At 65.4% G+C, this 25,768-nt stretch carries 25 protein-coding genes; 16 read left to right on the forward strand and 9 right to left on the reverse strand.

Annotation, left to right across the window (positions count from 1 at the left end; translation table 11 throughout):
• Positions 1-91: 91 nt before the first annotated feature.
• Positions 92-2,245 (forward strand): MMPL family transporter, encoded by a 2,154-nt coding sequence (locus tag MTX35_RS12245; RefSeq protein ID WP_308198124.1) that lies wholly within the window; start codon positions 92-94, stop codon positions 2,243-2,245.
• Positions 2,246-2,407: 162 nt separating this feature from the next.
• On the opposite strand, the gene MTX35_RS12250 is transcribed toward MTX35_RS12245, so the two are convergent.
• From MTX35_RS12250 to MTX35_RS12260, 3 genes are all read right to left on the reverse strand, one after another.
• Entirely contained in the window at positions 2,408-4,294 is a 1,887-nt protein-coding gene (locus tag MTX35_RS12250; RefSeq protein ID WP_243595225.1) for a DUF2339 domain-containing protein, read from the reverse strand.
• Between the two features lie 75 nt (positions 4,295-4,369).
• A complete protein-coding gene (locus tag MTX35_RS12255; protein WP_243595226.1) occupies positions 4,370-5,020 on the reverse strand; it encodes a DUF1707 domain-containing protein in 651 nt (216 codons plus the stop codon).
• Positions 5,021-5,041: 21 nt separating this feature from the next.
• Positions 5,042-6,154, reverse strand: coding sequence for a glycosyltransferase (locus MTX35_RS12260; RefSeq protein ID WP_243595227.1), 1,113 nt, complete (start codon positions 6,152-6,154; stop codon positions 5,042-5,044).
• A gap of 109 nt (positions 6,155-6,263) precedes the next feature.
• Between MTX35_RS12260 and MTX35_RS12265 the strand changes: the two genes are divergently transcribed.
• On the forward strand, positions 6,264-6,653 hold the full coding sequence (locus MTX35_RS12265; RefSeq protein ID WP_243595228.1) for a MarR family transcriptional regulator: 390 nt from the start codon (positions 6,264-6,266) through the stop codon (positions 6,651-6,653).
• A 2-nt stretch (positions 6,654-6,655) separates the two neighbouring features.
• Here the strand turns inward: MTX35_RS12265 and MTX35_RS12270 are convergent, their stop codons facing one another.
• Genes MTX35_RS12270 through MTX35_RS12285 form a run of 4 tightly spaced genes read right to left on the reverse strand, consistent with a single transcriptional unit; the run spans position 6,656 to position 9,920 of the window.
• Complete coding sequence (locus MTX35_RS12270) at positions 6,656-6,877, reverse strand: autophagy-related protein 2 (RefSeq protein WP_243595229.1); 222 nt, start codon at positions 6,875-6,877, stop codon at positions 6,656-6,658.
• A 37-nt stretch (positions 6,878-6,914) separates the two neighbouring features.
• A complete protein-coding gene (locus tag MTX35_RS12275) occupies positions 6,915-7,541 on the reverse strand; it encodes a response regulator (RefSeq protein ID WP_374230291.1) in 627 nt (208 codons plus the stop codon).
• Between the two features lie 29 nt (positions 7,542-7,570).
• Positions 7,571-8,740 carry a MacS family sensor histidine kinase gene (gene macS, locus MTX35_RS12280; RefSeq protein ID WP_243595231.1) on the reverse strand — a complete coding sequence of 390 codons (1,170 nt, stop codon included), beginning with the start codon at positions 8,738-8,740 and terminating at the stop codon, positions 7,571-7,573.
• The gene (locus tag MTX35_RS12285) at positions 8,727-9,920 is read right to left on the reverse strand and encodes an AI-2E family transporter (protein ID WP_243595324.1); all 1,194 of its coding nucleotides are present in this window, start codon (positions 9,918-9,920) and stop codon (positions 8,727-8,729) included. Before MTX35_RS12285 ends, macS begins: the two co-directional genes overlap by 14 nt.
• Positions 9,921-10,062: 142 nt before the next feature.
• On the opposite strand from MTX35_RS12285, the gene MTX35_RS12290 reads away from it, so the two are divergent.
• The 14 genes from MTX35_RS12290 to MTX35_RS12355 all read left to right on the forward strand — a co-directional run bounded on the left by MTX35_RS12290 (position 10,063) and on the right by MTX35_RS12355 (position 23,227).
• Positions 10,063-11,538, forward strand: coding sequence for an adenylate/guanylate cyclase domain-containing protein (locus MTX35_RS12290; protein WP_243595325.1), 1,476 nt, complete (start codon positions 10,063-10,065; stop codon positions 11,536-11,538).
• Positions 11,539-11,613: 75 nt separating this feature from the next.
• Positions 11,614-12,678: a YbhN family protein gene (locus MTX35_RS12295; protein WP_243595326.1), complete on the forward strand. Its 1,065-nt coding sequence runs from the start codon at positions 11,614-11,616 to the stop codon at positions 12,676-12,678.
• A 110-nt stretch (positions 12,679-12,788) separates the two neighbouring features.
• Entirely contained in the window at positions 12,789-13,340 is a 552-nt protein-coding gene (locus MTX35_RS12300) for a YceI family protein (protein WP_243595232.1), read from the forward strand.
• Between the two features lie 83 nt (positions 13,341-13,423).
• Complete coding sequence (locus tag MTX35_RS12305) at positions 13,424-13,798, forward strand: DUF3054 domain-containing protein (RefSeq protein ID WP_374230281.1); 375 nt, start codon at positions 13,424-13,426, stop codon at positions 13,796-13,798.
• A gap of 148 nt (positions 13,799-13,946) precedes the next feature.
• A complete protein-coding gene (gene nhaA, locus MTX35_RS12310) occupies positions 13,947-15,263 on the forward strand; it encodes a Na+/H+ antiporter NhaA (protein WP_243595233.1) in 1,317 nt (438 codons plus the stop codon).
• Between the two features lie 69 nt (positions 15,264-15,332).
• Complete coding sequence (locus MTX35_RS12315) at positions 15,333-16,580, forward strand: APC family permease (protein ID WP_243595234.1); 1,248 nt, start codon at positions 15,333-15,335, stop codon at positions 16,578-16,580.
• A 31-nt stretch (positions 16,581-16,611) separates the two neighbouring features.
• Positions 16,612-16,977 carry a helix-turn-helix transcriptional regulator gene (locus tag MTX35_RS12320; protein WP_243595235.1) on the forward strand — a complete coding sequence of 122 codons (366 nt, stop codon included), beginning with the start codon at positions 16,612-16,614 and terminating at the stop codon, positions 16,975-16,977.
• Positions 16,974-18,062 (forward strand): ACR3 family arsenite efflux transporter, encoded by a 1,089-nt coding sequence (arsB, locus tag MTX35_RS12325; RefSeq protein ID WP_243595236.1) that lies wholly within the window; start codon positions 16,974-16,976, stop codon positions 18,060-18,062. The genes MTX35_RS12320 and arsB overlap by 4 nt, the downstream gene beginning before the upstream one ends.
• Positions 18,062-18,736 carry an arsenate reductase ArsC gene (locus tag MTX35_RS12330; protein ID WP_243595237.1) on the forward strand — a complete coding sequence of 225 codons (675 nt, stop codon included), beginning with the start codon at positions 18,062-18,064 and terminating at the stop codon, positions 18,734-18,736. Before arsB ends, MTX35_RS12330 begins: the two co-directional genes overlap by 1 nt.
• Positions 18,737-18,771: 35 nt before the next feature.
• Positions 18,772-19,194: an arsenate reductase ArsC gene (locus MTX35_RS12335; protein ID WP_243595238.1), complete on the forward strand. Its 423-nt coding sequence runs from the start codon at positions 18,772-18,774 to the stop codon at positions 19,192-19,194.
• Positions 19,191-19,607, forward strand: a complete 417-nt coding sequence (locus MTX35_RS12340) for a low molecular weight phosphatase family protein (protein ID WP_243595239.1) — start codon at positions 19,191-19,193, stop codon at positions 19,605-19,607. Before MTX35_RS12335 ends, MTX35_RS12340 begins: the two co-directional genes overlap by 4 nt.
• A 5-nt stretch (positions 19,608-19,612) precedes the next feature.
• Positions 19,613-20,668: an ArsO family NAD(P)H-dependent flavin-containing monooxygenase gene (locus tag MTX35_RS12345; protein WP_243595240.1), complete on the forward strand. Its 1,056-nt coding sequence runs from the start codon at positions 19,613-19,615 to the stop codon at positions 20,666-20,668.
• Positions 20,569-21,999, forward strand: coding sequence for an FAD-dependent oxidoreductase (locus MTX35_RS12350; RefSeq protein ID WP_374230292.1), 1,431 nt, complete (start codon positions 20,569-20,571; stop codon positions 21,997-21,999). The genes MTX35_RS12345 and MTX35_RS12350 overlap by 100 nt, the downstream gene beginning before the upstream one ends.
• Positions 21,992-23,227, forward strand: coding sequence for an MFS transporter (locus MTX35_RS12355; protein ID WP_243595242.1), 1,236 nt, complete (start codon positions 21,992-21,994; stop codon positions 23,225-23,227). Before MTX35_RS12350 ends, MTX35_RS12355 begins: the two co-directional genes overlap by 8 nt.
• On the opposite strand, the gene MTX35_RS12360 is transcribed toward MTX35_RS12355, so the two are convergent.
• The gene (locus MTX35_RS12360) at positions 23,209-23,955 is read right to left on the reverse strand and encodes a sulfite exporter TauE/SafE family protein (protein WP_243595243.1); all 747 of its coding nucleotides are present in this window, start codon (positions 23,953-23,955) and stop codon (positions 23,209-23,211) included. The genes MTX35_RS12355 and MTX35_RS12360 overlap by 19 nt on opposite strands.
• 45 nt (positions 23,956-24,000) lie before the next feature.
• Positions 24,001-25,662 carry an NTF2-like N-terminal transpeptidase domain-containing protein gene (locus MTX35_RS12365; protein WP_243595328.1) on the reverse strand — a complete coding sequence of 554 codons (1,662 nt, stop codon included), beginning with the start codon at positions 25,660-25,662 and terminating at the stop codon, positions 24,001-24,003.
• Between the last annotated feature and the right edge of the window lie 106 nt (positions 25,663-25,768).

Genomic DNA, 25,768 nt, shown 5'->3' on the forward strand with positions numbered 1-25,768 from the left:
ACGCAAGCTACACTCCTGCCTGACAGTGGGGGTCGACGTTTCATTCGCGTGGCGGCGGTAGTCGCGCGCTTTCGGGGGGAGTTACACACACGTGTTCGTGCGATGGGGAACCTTGGTCCACCGCCTTCGATACAGCGTTCTCGGGGTGATGGTGGCCGGGCTGGCAATCTTGGCGGCGTACGGCTGGGATCTACCGGACCATTTGAGCCAGAGCGGATTCGACGATCCGACGTCGCAGTCGGCCGCGGCCGGCAATCTTGCGAACGAGACGTTCGGACGTGACACCGAGGGCGATGTCATCGTTCTCTACACCGCCCCCGAGGGCTCGAACATCGATGATCCGTCGTTCGGTGCGGCGATCACCCAGAACCTCGATTCGCTGGTCGCCGACCACCCGGACCGCATCGCGAAGATCAACGGCAGCTACTTCAGAACCGCGGAAGCACCCGTGCTCGCGGCGCTCGGCACCACCGACAAGCAGCACGCCATCGCCAGCATCGCGATCGTCGGCGACAACGACACCGAACTGACCGAGAACTTCCAGGCCGTCCAGAACGACTTCTACATCGACGGCGTCGATGTGCAGGTCGCCGGACAACAGGCGGTGGCTGCCTCCTTGCAGTCGACGATGACCGACGACATCCATCGCATGGAGGTCCTCGCCATCCCCGCCGTCGCGGTGCTGCTGTTCTTCGTTTTCGGCGGCGTCGTCGCTGCTGCGCTTCCCCTCATCGTCGGTGCGTTGACGGTCATCGGAGCCAACGGCATCGTGAAGCTGTTCACCCACGTCACCGACGTCAACACCTTCGTCGCACCGGTGGTGTCGCTGGTGGGGCTGGGCTTGGCGATCGACTACGGCTTGTTCATCGTCTCCCGTTTCCGAGAGGAGCTGGGCGACGGCAGATCGACGCCCGATGCGGTCCGTCGAACAGTCATGACGGCCGGTCGCACAGTGGCGTTCTCGGCGACGATCATCGTCGCGTGCCTCGGTGGCCTGTTGCTGTTTCCGCACGGGTTCCTGCGGTCGGTCGCCCTTGGTTCGATTGCGACGGTCGCTCTCGCGGCGTTGACCGCGATCACCATCCTGCCGGCCATTCTGTCGATCCTCGGCCCACGCGTCGATGCCCTCGGCCTCGCGTTCATGCGTAAGACGAAGTCCTCGGAAGAGATCGAGAACGGCAGATGGGGCAGGCTCACCACCTGGGTGATGCGCAATCCCATCAAGGTGGTCGTCACCATCGTTCTCGGACTGCTGGCCCTGACGTTGCCCATCGGCAATCTCGCGTTCGGCGGAATCAACGAAACGTATCTGCCACCGGACAATCCGACACGAGTGGCGCAGGAACAGTTCGACGAGTTGTTCCCCGGCCAGCGCACCGAGCCCATCAAGCTGGTCATCCAGAACGCGCAGGGCCCCAACCTCGCGGCGATCACCACCCAGGCGAACAACGCACCCGGCCTGATCGAGCAGTTCACCCCGGTCGGTGCCAGCAAGGACGGCATCATCGTCTTCAAGGCCGGGTTGATCGATCGGAACGACAGCGCGCCCGCCATCGAATTCCTCCGCAGCATCGACACTCCCGACGGCACGACGATGCAGGTGACGGGAACGCCTGCGATCGAACGAGATTCGATCGACGCGATGGTCGACCGTCTACCACTGATGGCGGTACTGGTCGTCCTGGTCGTGACCGTACTGATGTTCCTCACATTCGGATCTCTGGTGCTGCCGATCAAGGCGGTACTGATGACGACGCTCGGCCTCGGGTCCACCATGGGCATCCTGACCTGGATCTTCATCGACGGTCACGGGGCCGCGTGGATGAACTTCACGCCGGGTCCGATCATGGCGATGATTCTGCTGTTGATCGCTGCGATCGTCTTCGGACTCTCCACCGACTACGAGGTCTTCCTCCTGTCCAGGATGGTGGAGGCTCGTGAAAATGGCTCCAGCACAAGCGAAGCCATCCACATCGGCAGTTCTCACACCGGACGCATCATCACCGCTGCGGCCTTGATACTCATCGTCGTCACGGGAGCATTCGCATTCTCCGATCTGGTGATGATGAAATACATCGCCTACGGCATGATCGCCGCCCTCATCATCGACGCAACGGTCATTCGCATGTTCCTGGTGCCTGCGACGATGAAACTGCTCGGCGACGCGAGCTGGTGGGCACCGGCCGGCATGAAACGAATGCAACGCAAGCTCGGTCTCGGCGAAACGGCTCCCGAGGACTCCTGACCCACCCTGCCGTCGCCCCCTCGCAACGCGTGAATGGACCACTGCACCGTCGAGACGTATGCAATGGTCCATTCACGCGGAGTGGCCGGGCCGGGGTCTGTCATGTCAATGGACCACTGCACCGTCGAGACGTATGCAGTGGTCCATTGACGCAGCAGGGGGTCAGGAAGAAACTGCCGCACTTTCTCGATCCGCGAACACCTTGGCGTATCGGGTACCTGCGATCAGCAGCAGCAGTCCCTCTGCGATGAAGGCGATGACTCGGAACAGGCCGTCCAGGGCGACGAGGTCGAACAGGAACAGTTTTGCGATGGCCGCGGCGGTCAAGGACAGTCCGGCCAGCAGAGCCAGATGGGCGTGCGTGGCGCTGCGCAAACCGAACGCCAGGAGTGCGAAGGCTGCGATCATCCACTCGATGGTCGCCGCGGTGTGCCCTGCCGTGAAACCTGTTGTTTCGCCGCCGATTCCGATGCCGAGGGTCACGGTGGCCGCCGTCAGGCCGTACAGCGCGAGTACGCCGGAGACGATAGCGAGGGTCTGCAATCCGTCGTCGACCAGTTTCAGTTCGGCGAGCACGTAGCAGAAGGCGAAGGCCGTTGCAGCGAGCAGGATTCCACCGAGGGCGATGCCGACACTGCCCACTGCGTGATCGGAGTCCAGCAGCGCCTGTGGCGGACTGACCGAGACGAACATCAAGGTGCCGATCACGCCGAATCCACTGCCGATCGAGTATGCGAGCGTCGAACGGGTGCTGTGCGCCACCGCGATGAGAGCCAGGGCGAGGGCGAACAACACGACCGGGCGGATCTCGAGGGTCGTCGACTCGACTGCGGCCTGCAGCGTCGCCAGGGCACCGATCACCGCGACGGTGATGCGGGCATGTGCCGGCAACCAGCTCACCACAGCCACGATCGCCACGGCCGCAGCCGCGAGAACCAGTTGAAGGGCGACGGTGGCAGCGCGATCGAAGATATCGACCGAGAGCAGGACGGGCAGCGACGGCAGGGCGATCATCACGGTCGCGACCACATCGGAGACGTTGCGGCGCAACAACTCCAGCGACATCCCGATTCCGAGCACTGCCGTGAGCACGATGGCCAGGAGCAGCCAATAGTTGTCGGTCGAGCCGTTCATGTCGGCAGCGGCGACCGCAGCCAACACCGCGCCGACGAGGGGAACGGTCCGAACGACCTGCAGCAGCTGCCAATTCCGACCGATCTGAGCCGGGAAGCTCGCGACATAGGTGGCGATGAAGAAGGCGATCAAGGCCAGCGTGAGGCCGTCGGTCAGTACCGGACCACACACTGCGACGCCGGCGAGGATCAGCACAGCCATCGGCTGCGACTTCCACTGCACTGCGAGTGCCGTTCCGGCTGCGCCAATTCCGAATGCGGTGATCAGCCCGAGCACGGGATCGAGCCAGCCGTACAGGACGGAAGTCGCTATTACATCGAGGTACAGGCCCGCGATACCGGTGGCAGCGAGGGCAATTCCGCCGACGCGTCCGCCGGAGCGGCCGAACACTCGAACGCCTGCACCGATCAGCGCGAGCGAGAACACTGCGCCCGCAGCGACCCGCAGCGGCGGGCCGAACCACCCGGCCTGTGCAGCGAGAACGAGCAGCATCACCACGCCGACGAGGGTGACGCCCGCACCGGCGACGGCCAGCAGACGGCTGATCACTCCGTCCCGCTGCCACCACGGCTCACGAGGCGGAGCCGGCGGACGAGGCGCGACGACCGGCCCCCGTGGTGGCGTGGGGTAGGTCGCGGCTGGCTGCGGCCGAACCATCTGCTGCACCTGCGGCCGACCGACAGTGTGGCCGAACGGCTGACCGTACGGCTGCGGGGGTACCGGTGGTGCGGCGGCAGGATGTACCGGGGCCGATGCCTGCCGCGTCGGAGCGGGAGCCGTTGCGGCCCCGAGTTGCGACTGCAAGGTCTGCAGATCGACGGCCACCTGACGCATGTGGTCGCCCAGGGAATCGAAGCGGCTGGACAGGCGCGCGACGAGTTGCGGATCCAGCCCGGAGTTCTGGGAAGAAGTCATGGGTTAGATCCTGCGACCGTCGTGGCCGAAAAGCGTGAGTAGTGCTACTCGGATTGCTCGAGTAGAACCGCCTCGCTAGCCGAACATCCGGCGGATCGAGCTACCGAAGGGGTGCTTGGCGGTCACCGAACCCAAGCGGACCTTGCCCGAGACCACAAGATGGAGCGGTCCGTACGGGGGCCCGGTGCGAACCTTGTTGGTGGCGCTGCCCGCCACCGTCTCGACGCGGTTGAGATCGACGGTCGCTTCGGTCGGCACGATCAGTGTCACGGTGCTGCAGTAATCGTCGACGTGTATCTCGACCACCTGCGTCGACATGATCGCCTGGGTGAAGTCGAGTGTCACCGTGGACATACGGGTGGAGACGCGCAGGCTCGGCGGCACGTTCCAGGGTCCCTTGCGGGTGACGGTGGACATGGTGCCGCGCAATGTGTCCGACGCGCCGCTGCCGTGCCCCCAATGCTCCTGCACGACGCGACGCGGGGTCGGTTGCGGGGTGGGCGCGGCGAAGGGTTTCGGTGCCGGGCGATGTTCCTCGGCGATCTGCATCCCGGGTAGGTCGGCGAGAACCGAGTTCAGCTCACCGCGGGTCTTCGACGCCAATGCGGTGTCCATTCGCTCGGTGAACTCGCCGAGCGACAACATGCCCTGCCCCACGGCGCGCTGCAGCAGCTCTCCGACGTGTTCGCGTTCGGCATCGGACACTCGCAGATCCCTTGCCTCCATGGACTCAGGGTAGCGAAGATCTCAGGCTGCGCGACCGCCCAGTACCGAGAGCATTCCGGAGATCGACGCGGGCCATCCGAACTGTTCTGCACGCGACCTCGCGGCGACGCGGCGGCCGTCGACCGGTAGTTCGAGCACTCGTTCGATCTCGGCGGCGAATCCGGCTGCGGTGTTCTTCGAGGAGCCGCCGCAGTGCGGAGTGACGATCTGCGCCAGAGCCGAGGTCTCGGAGACGACGACGGGGGTGCCTGCGGCGAGCGATTCCAGAGCCGCGAGGCCGAACGTCTCGTGCGGCCCAGGCGCGAGGGCGATGTCCGCCGAGGCCAGCAGGGCCGCGACAGCCGACCTGCCGTCGACGAAACCGAGGAAGTCGACGGGAAGACCGCGGGCGCGTCGTTCCAGGCTCGCTCGGCGGGGACCGTCGCCTGCGATGATCAGCCGCGCCTGCATACCCGAGTCGCACAGCGCGGCAAGCGAGTCGATACTTCTCTCGACGTGCTTCTCGACCGAGAGCCGGCCGCAGTGCACGAGCAGCCGATCGGCGGTGCCCAACCACGCGGTGCGCTCGCCTACCTGCCGACGACGCGGATGGAACAGGTCGAGATCGACACCGAGCGGCACTCGGTGCACGTTGCGAACACCGATGCGCTCGAACTCCTGTTGCGCGAACTCCGTGGTGCACACCACGGCGTCGTACGACGCGGCGGTGCGACGGTTGGCCACGTCCGCGATGGGGCGGGCGCAGCGCATCGGCATGGTCTGCGCGAGCAGACGGTCGAGGCGTTCGTGCGAGATCATCACGCTGCGTACGTCTCGGCGCGCCGCCCAGGCACCCATTCCGCGCAGCGTGAGGCGGTCCGATACTTCGATCACATCGGGTCTCAGTCCGGCCGCGACCGAGGACACCCGCCGCGGATCGGCCACCCGATAGCCGCCGGTGAACGGGATCTGCGGTGCCGGTACCTCGATGCGCACCACTCCCGACGGCAGCAGTGTCTCGCTCCATCGATCTCCCGGCACGATCAGACTCACGTCGTGGCCCCTGGTGACGTACCCCGACCCGAGCTGGTCGACGGCCGTCCGCAAACCGCCGGACCGCGGTCCGTAGAAGTTCGCGAGCTGGACGATGCGCACTCGATCAGTCTGCTCGGCGACAAGTCCTCCCGACGGCGCGGCGATGGATGCCGGCCGAACCTTCGCGGAATTCTGTGTGGGGATCGCTACCAGCGGGTAGAGGACACAGATGCGAGTGACACTGCAATCGACCGGAAACGCCGCGGCTCCCGAGGTCTGGGAGCGCTACATGGAACCGACGGCCTGGAAGACCTGGGCGCCGCAGATCATGGGCGTCGAGTATCGCGGTGAGCGACTCAACGCGGACACCACCGGCCGAGTGCTGGGGCCGCTGGGTGTGCCGATCGACTTCCGGGTGCATTCGGTCGACGAGCATTCGTGGACGTGGGCATGGTCGGCGTGGTTCCAGAATCAGGCCATCGGGGTCGATCTGACGCACGGTGTCGTCGCACGACCCAACGGCACGAGGGCATGGCTGACGATCGACGGACCCCTGCCGCTGGTGCTGCCGTACGTGCCGGTCGCCAAGTTCGCGCTCGGCAGGCTGTGCGCCCAGTAGCGCTACTCGGACCGCGTGACGGTCTTCTCGTCGGACTGATCGGCGACGTCGGTCGGCTCGGGCGTCGGCAACGAGGACTCCTCGCCCGACCCGTCCAGATGGCCGTCGAACTCGTCGATCGCCTCGGCGCGTTCGTCGCCGGTCTGATCGAGATCGGCGTCGACACCTTTCGAGTGCTTCGCCGGGTCGACGGTGGTGTCCACTGCATTGTCGTTGTCGGTCATGGGATGCAGAGTGCCCCTCGGCTGCAGACGCAAACCCTCACAGCCCCTTCTCGATGACGTAGCGGGTCAGTTCGACGCGGTTGGCCAGTTGCAGTTTTCGCAGGGTCGCCTGCACGTGATTCTCGACGGTGCGGTGACTGAGCGTCAGCCGGGTGGCAATCTGCTTGGCGCTCAGACCCTTTGCCACCAGGCGTAACACCTCGGTTTCGCGGTCGGTCAGCGTCGGGCGCGTATCGGACGCCGGTTCCGGTGACGAGGACATACGGCGGAACTCTCCGAGTACGAGGCCCGCGAGGCCCGGAGTGAACACCGCCTGTCCGGCCGAGGTGGCGCGAACGGCGTCGAACAACTCCTCGGCCGATGCACTCTTGACCAGATAACCCGTCGCGCCCGCCTTGATGGCGTCGAGCACGTCGTTGCGTTCTGCGGACGCCGAGAGCACCAGGATCTTGGTCTGCGGCGACGCGTCGAGGACGGCGACGGTGGCGTCGGCTCCGTTGCCGTCGGGCAGGTGCATGTCCATCAGCACGACGTCGGGGGTGGTCGCTCGGGCGCGGCGGCCGGCAGCGGCGACGCCGTCCGCCGTGGCGACGACGCTGAAACCGGCGGCGGCGAGATCTCGGGCGACGCCGTCCCGCCACATCGGATGATCGTCGACGACCATCACCGCGATATCGGCATTCGTTTCCTCGGTCACTTCGGTTCCCTCGTTCGTGGAATACGGATCTCCCATTCGGTGCCCGCCCCGTCCTCTGTATCGAGTATCGCAGTGCCACCGAGAGATTCGACGCGGCCGAGTATCGATTTCGAGACGCCCATCCGCCCCTCGGCTTCGGCGGCTGCGAGCCGTCCGGCAGGGATTCCGCGGCCGTCGTCGCGGATACTGACGATCAACTCCCCGTCGACATCCTCGAGCAGTACGTACGCCTTGGCTTCCGCGCCCGCATGGAGTTCGACGTTGGACAGCGCGGTCGCGACGACTGCAGCGAGTTCCTCGGCCACCTCGGATTCGACGAGCACCGGGTCGGCAGGCGTCGAGACGGCGACGGCGGTACCTGCCTGCCTGCGCAGCAGTGCCCTGACGTCGACGATCGAGTCGGTGTGATCGCCGCGCGGTACTGCCTGTTCCGAGATCAGCACGCGCAGGGCGACTTCCTGTTCACCGGCCAGCTCGGCGAGTTCGGCTGCCGGACCGCCTATTTCGAGACCTCTGCGTCGGACGAGGGCCAATACCTGAAGCACCCCGTCGTGCACCTGTCGGGCGAGCCGCTCACGTTCCTCGGTGATCGCGGCCGATCGTGCTGCCCGACGCAACTCTCGGTGGGCGCGCCGGGCGGTGTTCGACGCCAATCCCAGCGCCAGTCCGGCCGAGAGCAGCACCGGGGCGGTGGCGTCGGACCAGAGGTCGGAGTCGAAGCGGTCGCGGACGAGCGCGCTGACCACCGACATCGCCACCCCGGACGCGATTCCGCCCTTGGGGCCCCACAGGATCGCGGCGGAGATGACGGCGTTGGTGGCCCACAGTGTGGTCGGCAGAGTCTGGCGAGTGCTGTACCAGTCGTAATCGGCCACCAGTCGCGTCGATGCCATCAATGCGAGGACGATGACCTGGTCTGCGAGCACCACCTGCCAGCGCGGAAGCGAGGCACGTGCGAGCAGCAACGCCGACGCCCCGGACCACACGGCCATCAGGGCCACGAGGAACCAACTCAGTCGTGGGTTGGTGTAGTTGTCGACGGTCGCGGCCTGGTAGCTGATGGCGTAGACGAGTGTGACCAGACGAAAGGCCTGCGAGGCCCGCCAGAGCGGGGTGTCCGGATCGGACGAGGACAGCGTGGCCCTCACCCGGTCAGCCGTCCGCATCGGTCTTCGGACCTGCGCTCGTGGAATCCGGGATCGTCAGCTCTCCCTTGGCAAGCCGATCCGGCTCGTCGCTACCCGGTGGGGTGTGTGGGTCGCTCGGGTCCGCGGAGTACAGCGGGTCGGTCACCTCGAGTTCCTCGTAGACCTCGTCCGGATCGTCGGCGAGCAACGACCGCACGGCAGTGTTGAGGACGGCGACGATCGGCACGGCCAGCAGGCCGCCGACGATGCCGGCGAGCAGAATGCCGACGGTGATGGACAGCACCACCGCCAACGGATGCAGACGCACGGCACGACCCAACAGAAGTGGTTGCAGCACATGGCCTTCGAGTTGCATGACGGCCACCACGATGCCGAGAGTGATCACCGCGGTGATCAGGCCCTTGGTGACGAGAGCGATGAAGACCGCGACGAATCCGGTCAGCACTGCACCGATGATCGGGATGAAGGCTCCGATGAACACCAGCGAGGCCAACGGGAGTGCAAGCGGCACACCGAGGATGGCGAGGCCGGCACCGATACCGATGGCATCTGCGGCCGCGACGGCCACCGTCGCCCTGACGTAGCCCACCAGCGACCCGAAGCCCTGGATGCCCGCGGTGCGGATCCTTCTGCGGGCCGCGGTCGGTGCCAACCGGGTGACGAACTGCCAGATCTGATCGCCGCCGTACAGGAAGAAGATGAGGACGAACAGCGTGAGCAATGCGCCGGTGAGGATCTCACCGATCACCGCCGCAGTGGTCAGCGCACCGCTGGTGACAGCTTCCTGGTTGTCCTGAATGACCTTGACGACACTGTCCGTCGCCTGCCGAATCTGGTCCTCGCTGATGTGCAGCGGTCCGTTGCTGAGCCATTCTTCGATGCCGTTGATGGACTGAGTGAACTGATCACCCACCTGCGGGAGACCCTCGATGAACTGCTCGACGATGAAGGTCATGATGCCTGCGACGATGCCGATGCTGGCCACGATGACGACGATCACCGCGACGGCCCGTGGGACTCCGCGCCGATGCATCCAGTCGACGACCGGCACGAGCATGGCCGCCGCCAGCAGCGCGAGACCCAGTGGAATGACGACAGTGCTCAACTTCGCCACCACGTACGCAAAAGTGATGAATCCGGCAAAAAGGACAAGCAGTCGCCACGTCCATTCGGCACCGATCCGCACCAGCGGATGCACCGAATCCGCGGCCGAAGTGAGGCCCGGAGACGCCCCCGTACCTTGCGCCCGCAACTCGTCGGTGCTCACCCGCTAAATTTAACCCGTGCTGGCATCTTTCCGAGCGGTCTCGCTCACCCTGAAGAGTCGCTGGCCGCTCTATATGTTCTCGATGCTCATCGCCAATGTCTTCGGTGCGGTGCTCGTCTTCGCCTTCGTCCGCTACGGGCTGCCCATCCCCGAATCGGATTCGATCGTCGCCGACCGCGTGCGCAACGTGTACATCTTCGGGGCGTACCTCCTGGTGGCCCTCGTCGTCAGCCTGATCTACGCGTATTACCTCCTGCGCTCGGTGATCCGGTGGCAGCTCCGCGGGGGACCGCCCACCCGCAAGGAACAGATGACGACCCTGCATGCACCGTTGCGTCAGGCGATCGTGCACCTGATCCTCTGGATCATCGGCGGCGTCATCTTCGTACTGTTGACCATTGCGGAGATGCCGTCGCTGTCCATCGCCGTCATCGTCACCGTCGGCATGGCGGCCACCGTCACGTTCGGGTTCACGTACATGCTCGGCGAACGAATCCTGCGACCGGTTGCGGCACTGGCGTTGAGCGAGGGCCGATTCGACCGGACCATGACGCCCGGCGTCGGTACCCGCATGGCCATGACGTGGGGCCTGGGCACGTTGATGCCCGTCATCGGCATCATCCTGCTGTGCGCCACACAGATCACCACCGATCTGGTGTTCTCCCCCAACTCGCTCGCCGTGGCCATCATCCTGCTCAGCGTGCTGGCCATCGTGCAGGCGTTCGTGCTCTCGATGCTCACCGCGAGCCAGATCTCGGATCCGATCAGCCAGCTGCACAGCGCCATCGAGCGCGTCCAGCGCGGCGAGACGGACGTCGAGGTGGATGTGTTCGACGGCTCCGAGATCGGCCGCCTCCAGGTGGGCTTCAACCGAATGATGGAGGAATCGGCCGAACGACGCGTCCTGCGAGAGTTGTTCGGCCAGCACGTCGGTGAGGACGTGGCGCGTCGAGCACTGCAGTTCGGAACCGAGCTGGGCGGCGAGACACGATTCGTGGCAGTGCTGTTCGTCGACATGGTCGGCTCCACCGCCACCGCCTCCGAGCGACCACCGAGCGAAGTGGTGGTGTTGCTCAACGAGTTCTTCCGAGTGGTCGTCGACGTCGTCGGACGCCATCACGGGTTCGTCAACAAGTTCATGGGCGACGCGGCCCTGGCGATCTTCGGTGCCCCACTGGACCGTCCCGATGCGCCGACCGCTGCTCTCGCTGCCGCGCGTGAACTGCGATTCGCGCTGAACGAGATCACCGGCCTCGACATCGGCATCGGCGTATCGGCAGGCCTGGCCGTCGCCGGCAACATCGGTGCATCCGAACGCTTCGAGTACACCGTCATCGGTGACCCGGTCAACGAGGCGTCACGACTGACCGAGCTGGCGAAACTGCGTCCCGGACGCGTCCTGGCGTCGACCTCGGCCCTGTACTTCGCCGACGACGAGGAACAGGAACAGTGGGAGCTGGGAGACCAGGTGCAACTGCGTGGTCGACGACGCGCCACCCATCTGGCCTGGCCTGTGGAGTTTCCCGACTCCCCGCCCCACGACGGTTAGTCTGACACGGTGCCCGACCCCAGCTCCACCCGCGGACCCGCAGTGCGGCGTCCGCGAAACCGACTTCGGTGGGTCATGTGGATCGCCGGAATCGCCCTGGTCGCGCTGCTGGTGGGCGAGGCGATATATCTGTGGCCGCGGCTGCACGAATCCTGGACCGCCGTCCGCGAGATCCACTGGGGTTGGCTTGCGGCCTGCGTCTTCGCACAGGCGGTGTCGTTGAGCGCGTTCGGCAGAGTGCAGAAGCAATTGCTCGACGCAGGCGGCGTCAAGGTGCGCCAGCACAAGTCCGTGGCCGTCATCTACGGCAGCACCGCCATGGCGCTCACCCTCCCCGCAGGCCAGGTGTTCTCCACGGCGTTCACCTATCGCGAGACACGCCGCTGGGGAGCGAGCCCGGTCGTCGCGTCCTGGCAGCTGGCCATTTCGGGCGTCATCGCCGCAGCCGGACTGGCCGTCCTCGGCGTTGCGGGCGGGCTCGTGGTCGGTAGCTCGTTCAACACGTTCACCCTCGTGCTTCCGATCGCCGGAGTCATCGCCATCGTTGCCGCGGTTCGATACATCTCGAACCACCCGCAGTCGATCAAACAGATCGCTCGCTGGGGTCTGCGCAAGTACAACGCGTTTCGTAACCACGAGCTCGACGCCGGGGCCGAGGCCATCGACAAGATCATCGGCCAGATCCAATCCGTTCAACTCGGCAAGCGCGACGGCGCGCTCACCCTCTCGTGGTCTGCCGTGCATCGACTCGCAGATGTCGCCTGCCTGGCGTTCGCATGCTTCGCCGTCGGCGCGGATCCACGGTTGTCGGGATTGCTGATCGCGTTCGCAGCCGGCAAGGCCGTCGGATCCGTCCCTCTCGCGCCCGGCGGCCTGGTCGTCGTCGACGCGACCCTCATTGCGTTTCTCACCAGCGCTGCCTCGATCACCGCCTCGCAGGCCGTCGCATCGGCGCTGGTCTATCGCGGGGTCAGCTTCATCCTCGTGGCCATCGTCGGATGGATCGTGTTCCTCGTACTCTTCCGCAAGCACCAGCACGCCGATATCGATTTCGACATCGCACTGCAACAGCAGGAGACCGCGGAGCTGCGCCGCACCGAGGATGTTCGCGACGCGAAGGGCGATCCGGACACCGCATAGGCACTCGCCGCGATATGGCGTCCGTCACCTTCTGTTCACCCGGAATATATACGGACCCCGGTCCGCTTGTGTACTATGAGCATTGAACCTTCAACCAACGAGGAGACTCCATGACCACCGCCATCGCACTTCCCGAGCTCACCGCAGGCACCTGGGCCATCGACGCAACCCACTCCACCATCGGATTCACCGTCCGCCACCTGATGGTCAGCAAGGTCCGCGGCCGCTTCCAGACCTTCACCGGCACCGTCACCGTCGACGCCGACGGCACCCCGTCGGTCGACGCCGAGATCGACGTCGCGTCCATCACCACCGACAACGCGCAGCGCGACGGCCACCTCAAGACCGCCGACTTCTTCGAGGTCGAGAAGTTCCCCACCGCGACGTTCAAGTCCACCTCGGTCAAGGCCGACGGCGGAGACTTCATCGTCACCGGAGACTTCACCCTCCACGGCGTCACCAACTCCATCGATCTGAAGCTCGAGTTCAACGGCGTCAACCCCGGCATGGGCAACGGACCGGTCGCAGGCTTCGAGGCCAGCACCGTGATCAACCGCAAGGACTTCGGCATCAGCATCGACATGCCCCTCGAGGGCGGCGGCGCAGTTGTCGGCGACAAGATCACCCTGAACCTCGACATCGAAGCCGGCCTGCAGGCGTAATTCGTCGGCACCCGCACCACCGAACGGCCCGCACTGCATTCGCCGGTGCGGGCCGTTCGCTGTCGGTGTCTACAGTGGTGCGCGTGAAGTTTCGCTCCCCTGCCGTAGCTGCCGTCATCGATCTCGCCATGATCGTGCTGTTCGCCGCCATCGGTCGCCGCAGCCATGACGAGGCCACCGCGCTGTCCGGCCTGTTCCACACCGCGTGGCCGTTCGTCGTCGGTGCCGCCGTCGGCTGGGTCGTCACGTTCGCTCTGTACCGCAACAAGTTCGACGCGTTCCTCGTCGTTCCGACGGGCATCGTCGTGTGGGTGACGACAGTTGTCGTGGGCATGGTGTTGCGGGCACTGACCGGGCAGGGAACAGCCGGTGCGTTCATCGTCGTCGCGACGGTGTCCACTGCAGTTCTACTGCTGGGCTGGCGCGCGCTGACACGATTCGTGCCCAGCGTTCGTTGACTTCGAGTTCGTCGCGAACGCCTCGGCGCGATAGGATCGACCACGGTGCGCCGGGAAGTCTGGTCGGCAACAACTCTGTGCTGCGCGTCTACCGTCCTACCCGAGGTTGGCCCGCAGCTCGACCAAGCTACCGAAAGGCGCTGTCACCGTGACAGATTCATCATCTCCCAAAACGCGATTGCCGCTGTTCTCACGCGGTTCCTGGTCCGAGGCAGACCGCGTCGCGCAGATCCTGCGTAAAGAGACAGTCGGTGGCGCACTACTGCTCGTCGCAACCCTGGTCGCATTGGTCTGGGCCAACTCACCCTGGTCCGCTGCCTACGACTCGCTGATGGATACCCGCGTCGGGCCCTCGGCGTTGCACCTCGACCTGACTCTGTCGACATGGGCGGCCGACGGGCTGTTGGCCATCTTCTTCTTCGTGGTCGGCCTCGAACTCAAGCGAGAATTCGTCGCCGGAGATCTTCGCGATCCCGCACGCGCGGCGCTACCGGTGGCGGCCGCCATCGGCGGAATGGCAGTTCCAGCAATCATTTTCGTGCTGATCAACCTCGGCACCGGGGACGGTGCACTACTCGGTTGGGCCATCCCGACGGCAACCGATATCGCGTTCGCCGTCGCCGTCCTGGCCGTCATCAGCACTCATCTGCCGACTGCGCTGCGGACCTTCCTGCTGACCTTGGCCGTCGTCGACGACCTCCTGGCCGTCAGCGTCATCGCGATCTTCTATACCGACGACATCAACTTCGTCGCCCTCGGTCTGACGCTGATTCCGCTCGCACTGTTCGCCGTCGCCGTGCAGATGCGCGTCCGGTCGTGGTGGATCCTCATCCCGCTGGCGGTGGTGACGTGGGTTCTGATGCACGAGTCCGGCGTTCACGCCACGGTCGCAGGCGTTCTGCTCGGCTTCGCCGTCCCGGTGATGCGCAGCAAGGCCAACGGCGGCCCGGAGGCCGGCCCCGGCCTCGCCGAACACTTCGAGCACAAGGTTCGGCCCATTTCCGCAGGTATTGCTGTGCCGATCTTCGCATTCTGTGCAGCCGGCGTGACCGTCGGTGGATTCTCGGGTCTGGCCAGCGCACTGACCGACCCCATCGCCATCGGCATCATCGCCGGCCTCGTGATCGGTAAGGCCGTCGGCATCTTCGGCACCACCTACCTCGTCTCCCGCTTCACGCGGGCCACCCTCGACGCCGGACTGAAGTGGCTCGACGTCCTGGGCGTTGCGATGCTCGCGGGTATCGGATTCACGGTGTCGCTGCTGATCGGAGACCTGGCCTTCGGTGAAGGAACCGAGCGCGACGACCACGTCAAGGTGGGCGTGCTCACCGGTTCGATCATCGCCGCCTCGCTGGCCGCCGTCATCCTGCGCAGCCGTAACAAGGCCTACCGCGACATTCACATCGAAGAAACCCGCGACGACGATCACGACGGCATCCCGGACGTGTACCAGAACAAGAAGTAGGCACACACCTCGATCGTGTGATCGACGTGTGTCTACAGTTGTCGCCGTGAACGGGAACCGGCTTCGGCCGTGACACAGCCGCTGGCTCGTCGCCTCGGACTGTTCGACGCCGTCGTCATCGGGGTCGGCTCGATGGTCGGGGCAGGGGTGTTCGCGTCGTTCGCCCCAGCCTCGGCCGTCGCGGGCGCGGGCCTGCTCATCGGGCTTGCCGTCGCCGCGGTCGTGGCGTTCTGCAACGCGACCTCGTCGGCTCAGCTGGCCGCCCAGTATCCGACGTCGGGCGGCACGTACGTCTACGGCCGTGAGCGACTCGGCGAGTGGCCGGGATTTCTGGCCGGGTGGACGTTCGTCATCGGCAAGACTGCAAGCTCGGCGGCCATGGCGTTGGTGTTCGCGGCCTACGTCGCCCCGGCCGGATACACCGAACTCGTTGCAGTACTTGCTATCACAGCGCTGACCACGGTGAACTACTTCGGCATCACCCGCACTGCGACGCTGACGAAGATCTTGGTCGCCGCTGTGCTGACCGTGCTCGTCGTCGGGGTGGTGCTCGGCGTCACCGGCTCGTCGGGGCCGGTCGATTCCGAGCTCGACTCGTTCATCGAGAACGGGTGGTACGGCATTCTGCAGTCGGCGGGGTTGCTGTTCTTCGCCTTCGCGGGCTACGCCCGCATTGCCACGCTCGGCGAGGAGGTGACACGGCCGGAGCGGACCATCCCACGCGCCATCGTCTCCGCTCTCGGTATCGCGCTCGTGGTCTACGCGGTGGTTGCGTTGACACTGCTGTCGGTTCTCGGCCCCGAACTCCTGGCCTCGTCGTCTGCTCCTCTGGTCGATCTCGTCGTCACATCGGGGAATTCGTGGGCGTCGCCGGTGATGCGCGTCGGCGCCGGCCTGGCTGCGCTGGGAGCGCTGCTCGCGCTGATCGCGGGCATCGGCCGCACCTCACTGGCGATGGCTCGCCACCACGACCTGCCGTCGTACCTGGCGGCGGTCCACCCCCGCTACTCGGTTCCGCATCGCGCCGAGATCACCCTGGCCGTGATCGTCTGTGTGCTGGTCCTGGTGGTCGATCTACGTGACGCCATCGGCTTCTCGTCGTTCGGGGTGCTGCTCTACTACCTGGTGGCCAATCTCAGCGCGTTCACCCAGGATGCCGAGCACCGCCGCTACCCACGGGCGCTTCAGGTCCTCGGCAGCATCGGGTGCGTGGTGCTGATCGCCACGTTGCCGGTGTCGTCCATCGTCGTCGGAACAGTCGTGGTCGCGCTCGGAGTCGCGTACCGCGTTCTTCGGGTTCGGCAACTGTTCACTTGACGCCTGATTCGATGAGCGTCAATATAGACGAATGTCGAATCAAGACCGGTCATCCGTCGATGGTGACTGCTGCTCGCCGCTGATCCGCGAACCCCTGAACGCGGATTGGGCCGGAGATCTAGCCCGCATGTTCAAAGCTCTGGGAGATCCCGTCCGGCTGCGTCTGCTCAGCCTCGTCGCCAGCCATGCAGGCGGCGAAGCGTGTGTCTGCGACATCTCCCCTGCATTCGATCTGTCGCAGCCGACGATCTCCCACCACCTCAAGGTGCTCCGCGAGGCGGGGTTGCTCGACTGTGAACGGCGCGGAACCTGGGTCTACTACTCGGTGATTCCCGCTGCCCTGCAGCAGCTTTCCGCAGTGCTGAACGCTGCAGAGTCCACGGAGGTCATGGCATGAGTACGACGACCGATACTGCCGTAGTCGGCAAGCTCTCCACTCTCGACCGGTTCCTGCCCGTGTGGATCGGCGTGGCCATGGTCGTGGGTCTGCTCCTGGGACGCATGATTCCCGGAATGGACGAGGCGCTGTCCACCATCTCCATCGACGGCGTCTCGCTCCCCATCGCCATCGGACTGCTCGTCATGATGTATCCGGTGCTGGCAAAGGTTCGCTACGACCGCCTCGACACCGTCACCGGAGACAAGCGCCTGCTGATCGGCTCGCTGGTGCTCAACTGGGTCCTCGGTCCGGCCCTGATGTTCGCTCTCGCATGGCTTTTCCTGCCCGACCTCCCCGAATACCGAACCGGCCTGATCATCGTCGGTCTGGCTCGATGCATCGCGATGGTCATCATCTGGAACGACCTAGCCTGCGGCGACCGGGAAGCCGCCGCGGTTCTGGTCGCGATCAACTCGGTGTTCCAGGTGTTCATGTTCGCCATCCTCGGGTGGTTCTACCTCTCGGTTCTGCCCGGATGGCTCGGACTCGACCAGACCACCATCGAGGCGTCGCCGTGGCAGATCGCCAAGTCGGTGCTGATCTTCCTCGGCATTCCACTGATAGCGGGATTCGCGTCTCGCTTCTTCGGCGAACGCGCCAAGGGCCGCGAGTGGTACGAGGAGAAGTTCATCCCCAGGATCGCCCCGTGGGCCCTCTACGGCCTGCTGTTCACGATCGTCATTCTCTTTGCGCTGCAGGGTGATCAGATCACGTCACAGCCGTTCGACGTCGTTCGGATCGCACTGCCACTACTGGTGTACTTCGCGGTCATGTGGGGCGGCGGTTACGCTCTGGGTGCCGCGATGGGTCTGGGCTACGAACGCACCACCACCCTCGCGTTCACGGCCGCAGGCAACAACTTCGAGTTGGCGATCGCCGTCGCCATCGCGACGTACGGCGCGACATCCGGGCAAGCACTCGCCGGAGTCGTCGGACCACTCATCGAGGTGCCGGTACTGGTCGGCCTCGTCTATGTCTCCCTCGCACTGCGTAAGCGCTTCTCCCCCGCACCGTCCGTGACCACAGCGACAAAGGAGTCCTGATGTCCGACAACACTTCTCCCTCCAGCCACCGTGCTCAGCCCGAACTACTGATGCCCCAGGCGATTCTCTCGCGCACCGCCGAGAGACTGGCAGCGGAATACGAGGGCATCTTCTCCACCCAAACAGTCGAACGCTACGTCTTCGAGTCCTACACCGCACTGCGTCGAACCTCGAAGATTCACACCCACCTGACCACCCTGGCCGGCAAGTTCGCCGCGGACCGCCTCACCGCACTCGCCCAATCACAGGGTGACGCACCGAAACTCGTGCCCGAGGTGCTGTTCATCTGCGTCCACAACGCCGGACGCTCACAGATGGCCGCAGCCCTGCTCGAGCACCACGCACGGGGACTGGTCCACGTCCGCTCCGCAGGCTCGGCCCCCACCTACGAAATCAACCCGATCGTCGTGCAGGCGATGGAGGAACAGGGGATCGACCTGGGCAGCGAATTCCCCAAGCCACTGACCGACGACGTCGTTGCCGCGGCAGATGTCGTGGTATCCATGGGATGTGGCGACGCGTGCGCGGTCTATCCGGGCAAGCGCTACCTGGACTGGCAACTGACCGACCCCGACGGCAAGTCCCTCGACGAAGTGCGTCTCATCCGCGACGATCTCGACACACGTGTCCGCGAACTGCTCACCGAGCTGACCACCACAACCGTACCGGCCTGAGGTATCCGCCTCGCGCTCGAAAGGCAAACGACTCCATGTCCGACACACCCAGTGTTCTGTTCGTCTGTGTCCACAACGCCGGCCGATCTCAGATGGCCGCCGGATTTCTGACTCATCTCGCCGGCGACACCGTCGAGGTGCGTTCTGCCGGTAGCGCGCCCGCGGACACCATCAATTCCGCAGCAGTCGAGGCCATGGCCGAACTCGGTATCGACATCTCGTCGCAATCCCCGAAGATTCTGACCCCGGAGGCCGTCGAGACGTCCGATGTCGTGATCACCATGGGCTGCGGGGACGCGTGCCCGGTGTTCCCCGGAGTGAGCTACCGCGATTGGGCACTGGCCGACCCGGCAGGCAAAGGCGTCGAGGCGGTTCGTCCGATCCGAGACGAGATCAAGAGTCGAATCGAAGAATTGATCGCCGAACTGGTTCCGGCGAAGCAGAGTTCGGCGTCATGACGACACCCAGCGTGCTGTTCGTCTGCGTCAAGAACGGCGGAAAGTCTCAGATGGCGGCCGGTCTGATGCGCAAGACCGTCGGCGATTCGGTGGAGGTGCACTCGGCGGGAACGAAGCCGAGCGGAACGGTCAACGCACTATCGGCCGAGGCCCTCCTCGAAGTCGGCGTCGACCTCTCCGGTGAACAGCCGAAGCCGATCGACCCGGAGTTGTTGTCTCGCATCGACTACGTGATCACCCTTGGGAGCGAGGCGACGGTCGATCCCATCGACGGTCCGACGTTCGAGAACTGGAACACCGACGAGCCGTCCGAACGTGGTATCGACGGAATCGAACGGATGCGTCTGGTGCGCGACGACATCGCCGCTCGTGTCCAGGAACTCGCATCCCGACTGCGCGGCACCGACGGTTGACTCGAATGACTTCGGAGGTGGTGGTGATCGGCGGCGGTCAGGCAGGACTTGCCGCCGGCTACTACCTGCGACGAGCCGGTGTGGACTTCGTCATCCTCGATGATCAGACGCATGCCGGTGGCTCCTGGCAGGAGTACTGGCCGTCGCTGCACCTGTTCTCGCCTGCCGAGTACTCGCGATTACCCGGTTGGCCGATGCCGCCGTGGCACAGCGGTTTTCCGCCGGCGTCGCACGTCGTGGACTACCTGCGGGCATACGAGAAGAAGTACGAGTTGCCGGTGCGCAGGCCCGTCGACGTGAAGTCGGTGCATCGTACGACCGAAGGCTATCGAGTCGATACGGACGGTGACTCGTATTGCGCCACAACGGTCATCAATGCCACCGGGACGTGGTCGAGACCGTTCTGGCCCAGCTACCCCGGGATGCGGCAGTTCGCGGGATCGCAACTGCATGCTGCCGACTACCGAACACCGGATAGTTTCGTAGGCAAGCGAGTAGGGATTGTGGGCGGCGGGAACTCGGCCGCGCAGATCCTGGCCGAGATCTCCACCGTCGCCGACACCGCGTGGTTCACCAACCGCGAGCCCAGGTTTCTACCCGACGAGGTCGACGGCCGAGTGCTGTTCGATGTCGCCAGCGATCGGGCCCGCGCTCTTGCCGAGGGCGAAGCGGACTCCGGCGGGGTCGCCGGCCTGGGAGACATCGTGATGGTCCCGCCGGTGCGAGACGCGCGCGATCGTGGAGTTCTGCATGCTCGGCCGATGTTCACCGCGCTCACCTCCGACGGCGTCACCGACGGGCACACGACAGAGACGCTGGATGCGATCGTGTGGTGCACGGGTTTCCGCCCTGCTCTGCACCACCTGCGGCCGCTGCATCTGCACGCCGACGGGTCGGGAATCGTGCTGAACGGCAACCATGTTCGAGACGAGCCGAACCTGCTGTTTCTCGGCTACGGCGACTGGACCGGCCCGGCGTCGGCAACGCTCATCGGTGTCGGCCGCACAGCGCGTGCAGCCGTGGACACTGTCATTCGAAGAAGAAAGGTAGATCAGCCATGAAGACATACCCCGTAGTGGTGGTCGGCGCAGGGCCCATCGGCCTGGCCGCCGCGGCGCATCTGACCGAAACCGGTTCCGACGTAGTCGTTCTCGAACGCGGACCGTCGGCCGGCTCGGCAGTGTCCGAGTGGAATCACGTTCGGCTGTTCTCCCCGTGGTCCGAGGTCGTCGACCCCGCTGCTGCCCGACTGCTCGAACCCACCGGTTGGACCGCGCCGGACGGCGACACCTACGCCACCGGACGCGAATGGGTGGAGCAGTACCTCGCGCCCCTCGCCGCCGTTCTCGGCAATGCCGTCCGAACCGACTCCGAGGTGGTCGGCGTCGCTCGCCGCGGACGCGACCGCGTGGTCGACGCCGGCCGCGCCACCGAACCGCTGTCGGTGCACATCCGCCACTCCGACGGCAGCGAGGAACGCATCCTCGCCCGCGCCGTCGTCGACGCATCCGGCACCTGGGGATCACCGAATCCACTGGGCAGCGAGGGACTTCCGGCCATCGGCGAGAAGGCCGCCGCAGACCGGATCGACTACCGGGTGCCCGACCTGACCGCCCCGGCCACTCGATCCGCATTCGCAGGCAAGCACATCGTCATCGCCGGCAGCGGGCACTCGGCTCTGACCGCGATCATCACCTTCGCCGAACTCGCCGCGGACGAGCCCGGTACGACGCTCACCTGGGCCGTGCGTCGAGGCGTCACCGCAGAGGTTTTCGGCGGCGGAGAAGCGGACGAACTCGCCGCTCGCGGCGCTCTGGGCCAACGCGCCAAGAAGGCGGTCGACGACGGCTTCCTCACCGTCGTCTCGGGCTTCCGCACCGAAACCGTTGCGGTGGAGGGAGATCGGCTCACTCTGATCGGTGACACCGGATCGCGCATCGAAAACGTCGACCGCGTCGTCGCGCTCACCGGGTTCCGCCCGGATCTGTCCTGGCTGTCCGAGGTTCGCCTCGACCTCGACCCCACCCTGCAGGCACCGAGATTCGTCGCCGACTTGGTGGACCCCAACATGCACTCGTGCGGATCGGTGTCCCCGCACGGCGTCGAGGAACTCACCCAGCCCGAACCGGGCCTGTACCTGGTGGGCATGAAGAGTTACGGCCGTGCACCGACATTCCTGGCGATGACCGGATACGAGCAGGTTCGCAGCATCGCCGCCGAACTCGCAGGCGACCACGAGGGCGCGCGAAAGGTGGAGCTGACGCTTCCCGACACCGGCGTCTGCGGTGGCGCAGGCCTGTTCGACGAGCCCGACGCCCCGTCGACCGGCGGTTGCTGCGGAGCCCCTGCGGCACCCGAGCTGATCACCATCGGCGCACCGCTTCGTGACTGATTCCGAGACAGTCGATTCGGCGTCGCCCTCGGACGCGTCACACCCGGGGCGACGCCGGATTCTCTCGATTCTGTGCCTCACCGAAATCACCAGCTGGGGAATTCTCTACTACGCCTTCCCCGTTCTGTCCCCCGCCATCACTGCCGACACCGGTTGGTCGACGACGTCGATCGTGGCCGCGTTCTCCCTGAGCCAGTTCGTCGCAGCGATCATCGGCATTCCCGCCGGGCGCATCCTGGACCGGCACGGCCCACGGTGGGTGATGACCGCCGGGTCGATGCTGGCAATACCGGCATTGATTCTCGTCGCGACATCCCGCACTCTGCCGGTGTTCTTTCTCGGTTGGTTCGTTGCCGGTATCGCCATGGGCGCGGTGCTCTACCCACCTGCGTTCGCCGCACTGACCCGGTGGTGGGGCACCGACCGCGTTCGGGCCCTGATGATTCTCACGCTCGCGGCGGGTCTGGCCAGTACGGTGTTCGCTCCGCTGACGGCCGTCCTTTCGATCCATACCGATTGGCGTCGGACATATCTGGTGCTCGCAGCGGTTCTGCTGCTGATCACTGTTCCCGGACACCTGATCGGGTTGCGCGGACAATGGCCGTCGACGAGTGAGCCCGCGCACGCGCGAGCAGTACCTTCTGCTGAAAAGACTGTTCGTAGCCGTCCGTTCGTCATGCTCACCGCAGCAATGAGCGTCACCGGTCTCGTCGCGTTCGCTGGAATTTTCAATGTGGTTCCGCTGCTGATCGAACACGGTGCCGATACCGCCGCCGCCGCAACGGCTCTCGGATTGGGCGGAGCCGGGCAAGTCCTCGGCCGCATCGGTTACCTTCCGTTGCAACGCTTCGCAGGCACCCGAACCAGGACCGTGGGGATCATCGCAGCAACTGCCCTGTCGACCATCCTGCTCGGCGTCGCCACCTCGGTCGTGGCGCTGACCGCCGTCGCGATCGGTGCCGGACTCGCGCGCGGACTGTTCACACTCGTCCAGGCCACCGCCATAACCGATCGCTGGGGCCCTGGTCAGTACGGGCATCTCAGCGGCATCATGTCTGCTCCGATCGTGATTGCGATGGCATCGGCACCCTGGGCCGGCACCGTGCTTGCCGAATGGACCGGAAGCTACTCGGGTGCTTACGTCGTGCTCGGCCTACTGGCGCTGACCGCCGTCGGAATGGCGACGCTGAGCATGCCGAACACCGTCCGTCAGCCGAACGCCTGGTAGCCCAGCCACCCGGCGAGACCGAGACCCAGAATCCCGACGCCGATGCGCAACACGATCGGTGAGATGACCTTCACCGTCGGCGGCCCGCACGCGCCGCCGACAAAACACCCGATCGCCAGTGCAAGCGCAGCCCACCAGTTCACCTGGCCGGAGAACGAGAAGATGATGGCAGCAATGAGATTGGCGATACCGAGGAAGAAGCTCTTCAGAACGCTTGCGCGCCAAAAGGTATCCGCGGTGCAGATCAACGCCAGCGCTAGAAATATGACGCCTGCTCCGGCACCGAAATAGCCGCCGTAGATCGCGACGGCGAACAATGCCAGCGGATAGAGCGTCGGAAACTGCTTGTCTCCGGACAGCTTTCGAATGCTCGGCTGCAGCAAGAGCGCAATGGCTGCCATCGCCACCAGGAACGGGACAACCGCCTCGAACGAACCGTCCGGGGTGACGAGCAACAGAACGGCGCCGGTGCTACCGCCCAGCGCGGAATAGATCGCGTACCGAACCAACTGCTTGCCGTCCTTGGCCAGCTCGGCCGAGGAACTCGCCGTCGCGCCTACACCGGCGGCGACCAACGCGACCGTGTTCGTCACGTTCGCGGACACCGCAGGTAGACCCACCGCCAGCAGAGCCGGATAGGACACCAGCGATGCGAGCCCGGTGACGAACCCGATGAGTCCGGCGAAGAACCCGGCCACCACCAGAAGTCCGAAATCGAGCACAGTCACCGAATAAAACTACCGTGCCTAACGATCTGGCAGGCACCGCAGGGTTCACTCCACCGGGTTCGCCATCTCCTGCAGCAACCGGCTGGTCATGCGCACTGCCTGATCTCCACCGTCCGCGTCCTCGATGTAGACCGCGAACGCGACGTCACCGCTGGTGGCGAGCACGAATCGATCGTCGGCACTTTCCCCGGCGAATCCCTGCACCCCGTCGAAGGTATCGAGGCCGCTGCTCCTCGACGAGTCGGCGATTATGCCGCGCAATCGATTTGCCGCATCCGAGCCGATGGTCACGGACTCCCGATTCGCGACGGCGGTCTGACCGGCGACGATAGCGGGAACCGGAGCGCTGCCTCGCGAGATCGCGGCTGCCATCTGCGCGAGCCCGAACGGCGTCACCGTCGCCTCGTTTCCGGAGGCCGTGGACACGGTCCTGATGCCGTCGATCGCACTGCGGCTGTCGGCGGGAGTACCGGTGTAGGCATCGAGTCCTGGCATCGAGTAGCTGATGCCGAGACCGAGCCCGGCAGCGGCATCCTCGGCGCTGTCGTCACCGCGATCGGACTGCACTGCCTTCACCAACTCCGATGCGGTGCCGGCCGGGTAGGACCCTCCGAACACGACGTCACCCTGCTCGTTGGCGTAACTGTTCTGTGCTGCAGCGAGAATCGCGCCGGTCGAGGTGGACAGTGCGACGATCGATGCCGAAGACCCCGCCATGACGACCGCGTTCTCGGCTGCCAACTGGACGCGCGGGTCGAGTGTCGCGTGCAGATCCGGCCCACCCGGTCCCTGGAATCCGACGCGGCGCTCGCCAGTTCCGTCGACGGTGTACGTGTCGACGGCCCATCCCGCGGTGGCGTCGCGACCGGCTTGCCATGCGGCACGCAGAGAATCGAGCACCGGTGACGTGATACGCCGGTCGTCGACGATGAGCTTCGGCTGCGGGGCAACCACCACACCCGGCACGGCCCGCAGATCGTCCTCGAGAACGGCGAAGTCGTCGTCGCGCAGGGTCACTGCGGTGATCGGTGCACCGCCGGCCGAATTCAGCTCTGCTATCATCGATTCGGAGGTGATGAGCGGAGCGACGACATCGATGATGTCGGCGAGTTGCTGCGTGGACGCAACCGGATCACTGGTCTGCGCCGGGTCGAGAGAGATGGCGTTGATGGTCCGCTCACTCATCAGCACGTTGTTCGCGGCGTCGAAGATCAACGGGGGCGCAGCGTCGGTGCGGGTGTAGCGGACCGAGCCACCGGAGGTGAGGTCGGGTACGAGCGTGGCCGGATCCCACGCGATGCGCCAACCCACGCTGAGTTTCTTGGTCGAGCCCTGTGCGCTGTACTTCCAATCCTTGCCCTCGCCGAAGTTCCACGCAGACGCAAGAGTGAAGAAGCCGCTCTCGTCGGAGAGGTCCATGTACTGGGTCAGGTCGAAATCGCCAGTGGACGTGCCGCCGGCCGACAAGCCGTCGAACATTTGGTTCAGAGCCGCTGCCGCGGCGTTCGGGTAGGTCGTCAGCGCGGCGGCGGCTGCAACATCGCGGTTGTCCAGCGCATCGACGAAGTTCGAGACCAACACCTCGGCCTCGCTTGGCGGCCGATCGACCATCCAGAACACGGCCGAGACCGTCAATGTCGCCGAAGCTGCCACGGCGACGAGGTAGCGACCGCGAACCTTGCGCGGGCCACGACGGAGACGACTCATAGAACTCATGAGTCACAATATTCACTGTAGTCACACGAGTAACAAGCACGGTATTCATACGAGCCGGTCACGATTGAGATACATCGCGGTCGGCCTACCTCAAGCT

It is taken from the genome of Rhodococcus sp. ARC_M12 (assembly GCF_022810385.1).
Classification (GTDB): Bacteria; Actinomycetota; Actinomycetes; order Mycobacteriales; family Mycobacteriaceae; genus Rhodococcoides; species Rhodococcoides navarretei.

Excerpts from the sequence above, each read along its gene's own strand:
- MTX35_RS12250 (WP_243595225.1), bottom strand. The coding sequence starts at position 4,294 with ATGACTTCTTCCCAGAACTCCGGGCTGGATCCGCAACTCGTCGCGCGC.
- MTX35_RS12255 (WP_243595226.1), bottom strand. The coding sequence starts at position 5,020 with ATGGAGGCAAGGGATCTGCGAGTGTCCGATGCCGAACGCGAACACGTC.
- MTX35_RS12265 (WP_243595228.1), top strand. The coding sequence starts at position 6,264 with ATGCGAGTGACACTGCAATCGACCGGAAACGCCGCGGCTCCCGAGGTC.
- MTX35_RS12270 (WP_243595229.1), bottom strand. The coding sequence starts at position 6,877 with ATGACCGACAACGACAATGCAGTGGACACCACCGTCGACCCGGCGAAG.
- MTX35_RS12275 (WP_374230291.1), bottom strand. The coding sequence starts at position 7,541 with ATGGTCGTCGACGATCATCCGATGTGGCGGGACGGCGTCGCCCGAGAT.
- macS (WP_243595231.1), bottom strand. The coding sequence starts at position 8,740 with ATGCGGACGGCTGACCGGGTGAGGGCCACGCTGTCCTCGTCCGATCCG.
- MTX35_RS12290 (WP_243595325.1), top strand. The coding sequence starts at position 10,063 with ATGTTCTCGATGCTCATCGCCAATGTCTTCGGTGCGGTGCTCGTCTTC.
- MTX35_RS12295 (WP_243595326.1), top strand. The coding sequence starts at position 11,614 with ATGTGGATCGCCGGAATCGCCCTGGTCGCGCTGCTGGTGGGCGAGGCG.
- MTX35_RS12300 (WP_243595232.1), top strand. The coding sequence starts at position 12,789 with ATGACCACCGCCATCGCACTTCCCGAGCTCACCGCAGGCACCTGGGCC.
- MTX35_RS12320 (WP_243595235.1), top strand. The coding sequence starts at position 16,612 with ATGTCGAATCAAGACCGGTCATCCGTCGATGGTGACTGCTGCTCGCCG.
- arsB (WP_243595236.1), top strand. The coding sequence starts at position 16,974 with ATGAGTACGACGACCGATACTGCCGTAGTCGGCAAGCTCTCCACTCTC.
- MTX35_RS12330 (WP_243595237.1), top strand. The coding sequence starts at position 18,062 with ATGTCCGACAACACTTCTCCCTCCAGCCACCGTGCTCAGCCCGAACTA.
- MTX35_RS12335 (WP_243595238.1), top strand. The coding sequence starts at position 18,772 with ATGTCCGACACACCCAGTGTTCTGTTCGTCTGTGTCCACAACGCCGGC.
- MTX35_RS12340 (WP_243595239.1), top strand. The coding sequence starts at position 19,191 with ATGACGACACCCAGCGTGCTGTTCGTCTGCGTCAAGAACGGCGGAAAG.
- MTX35_RS12345 (WP_243595240.1), top strand. The coding sequence starts at position 19,613 with ATGACTTCGGAGGTGGTGGTGATCGGCGGCGGTCAGGCAGGACTTGCC.
- MTX35_RS12365 (WP_243595328.1), bottom strand. The coding sequence starts at position 25,662 with ATGAGTCGTCTCCGTCGTGGCCCGCGCAAGGTTCGCGGTCGCTACCTC.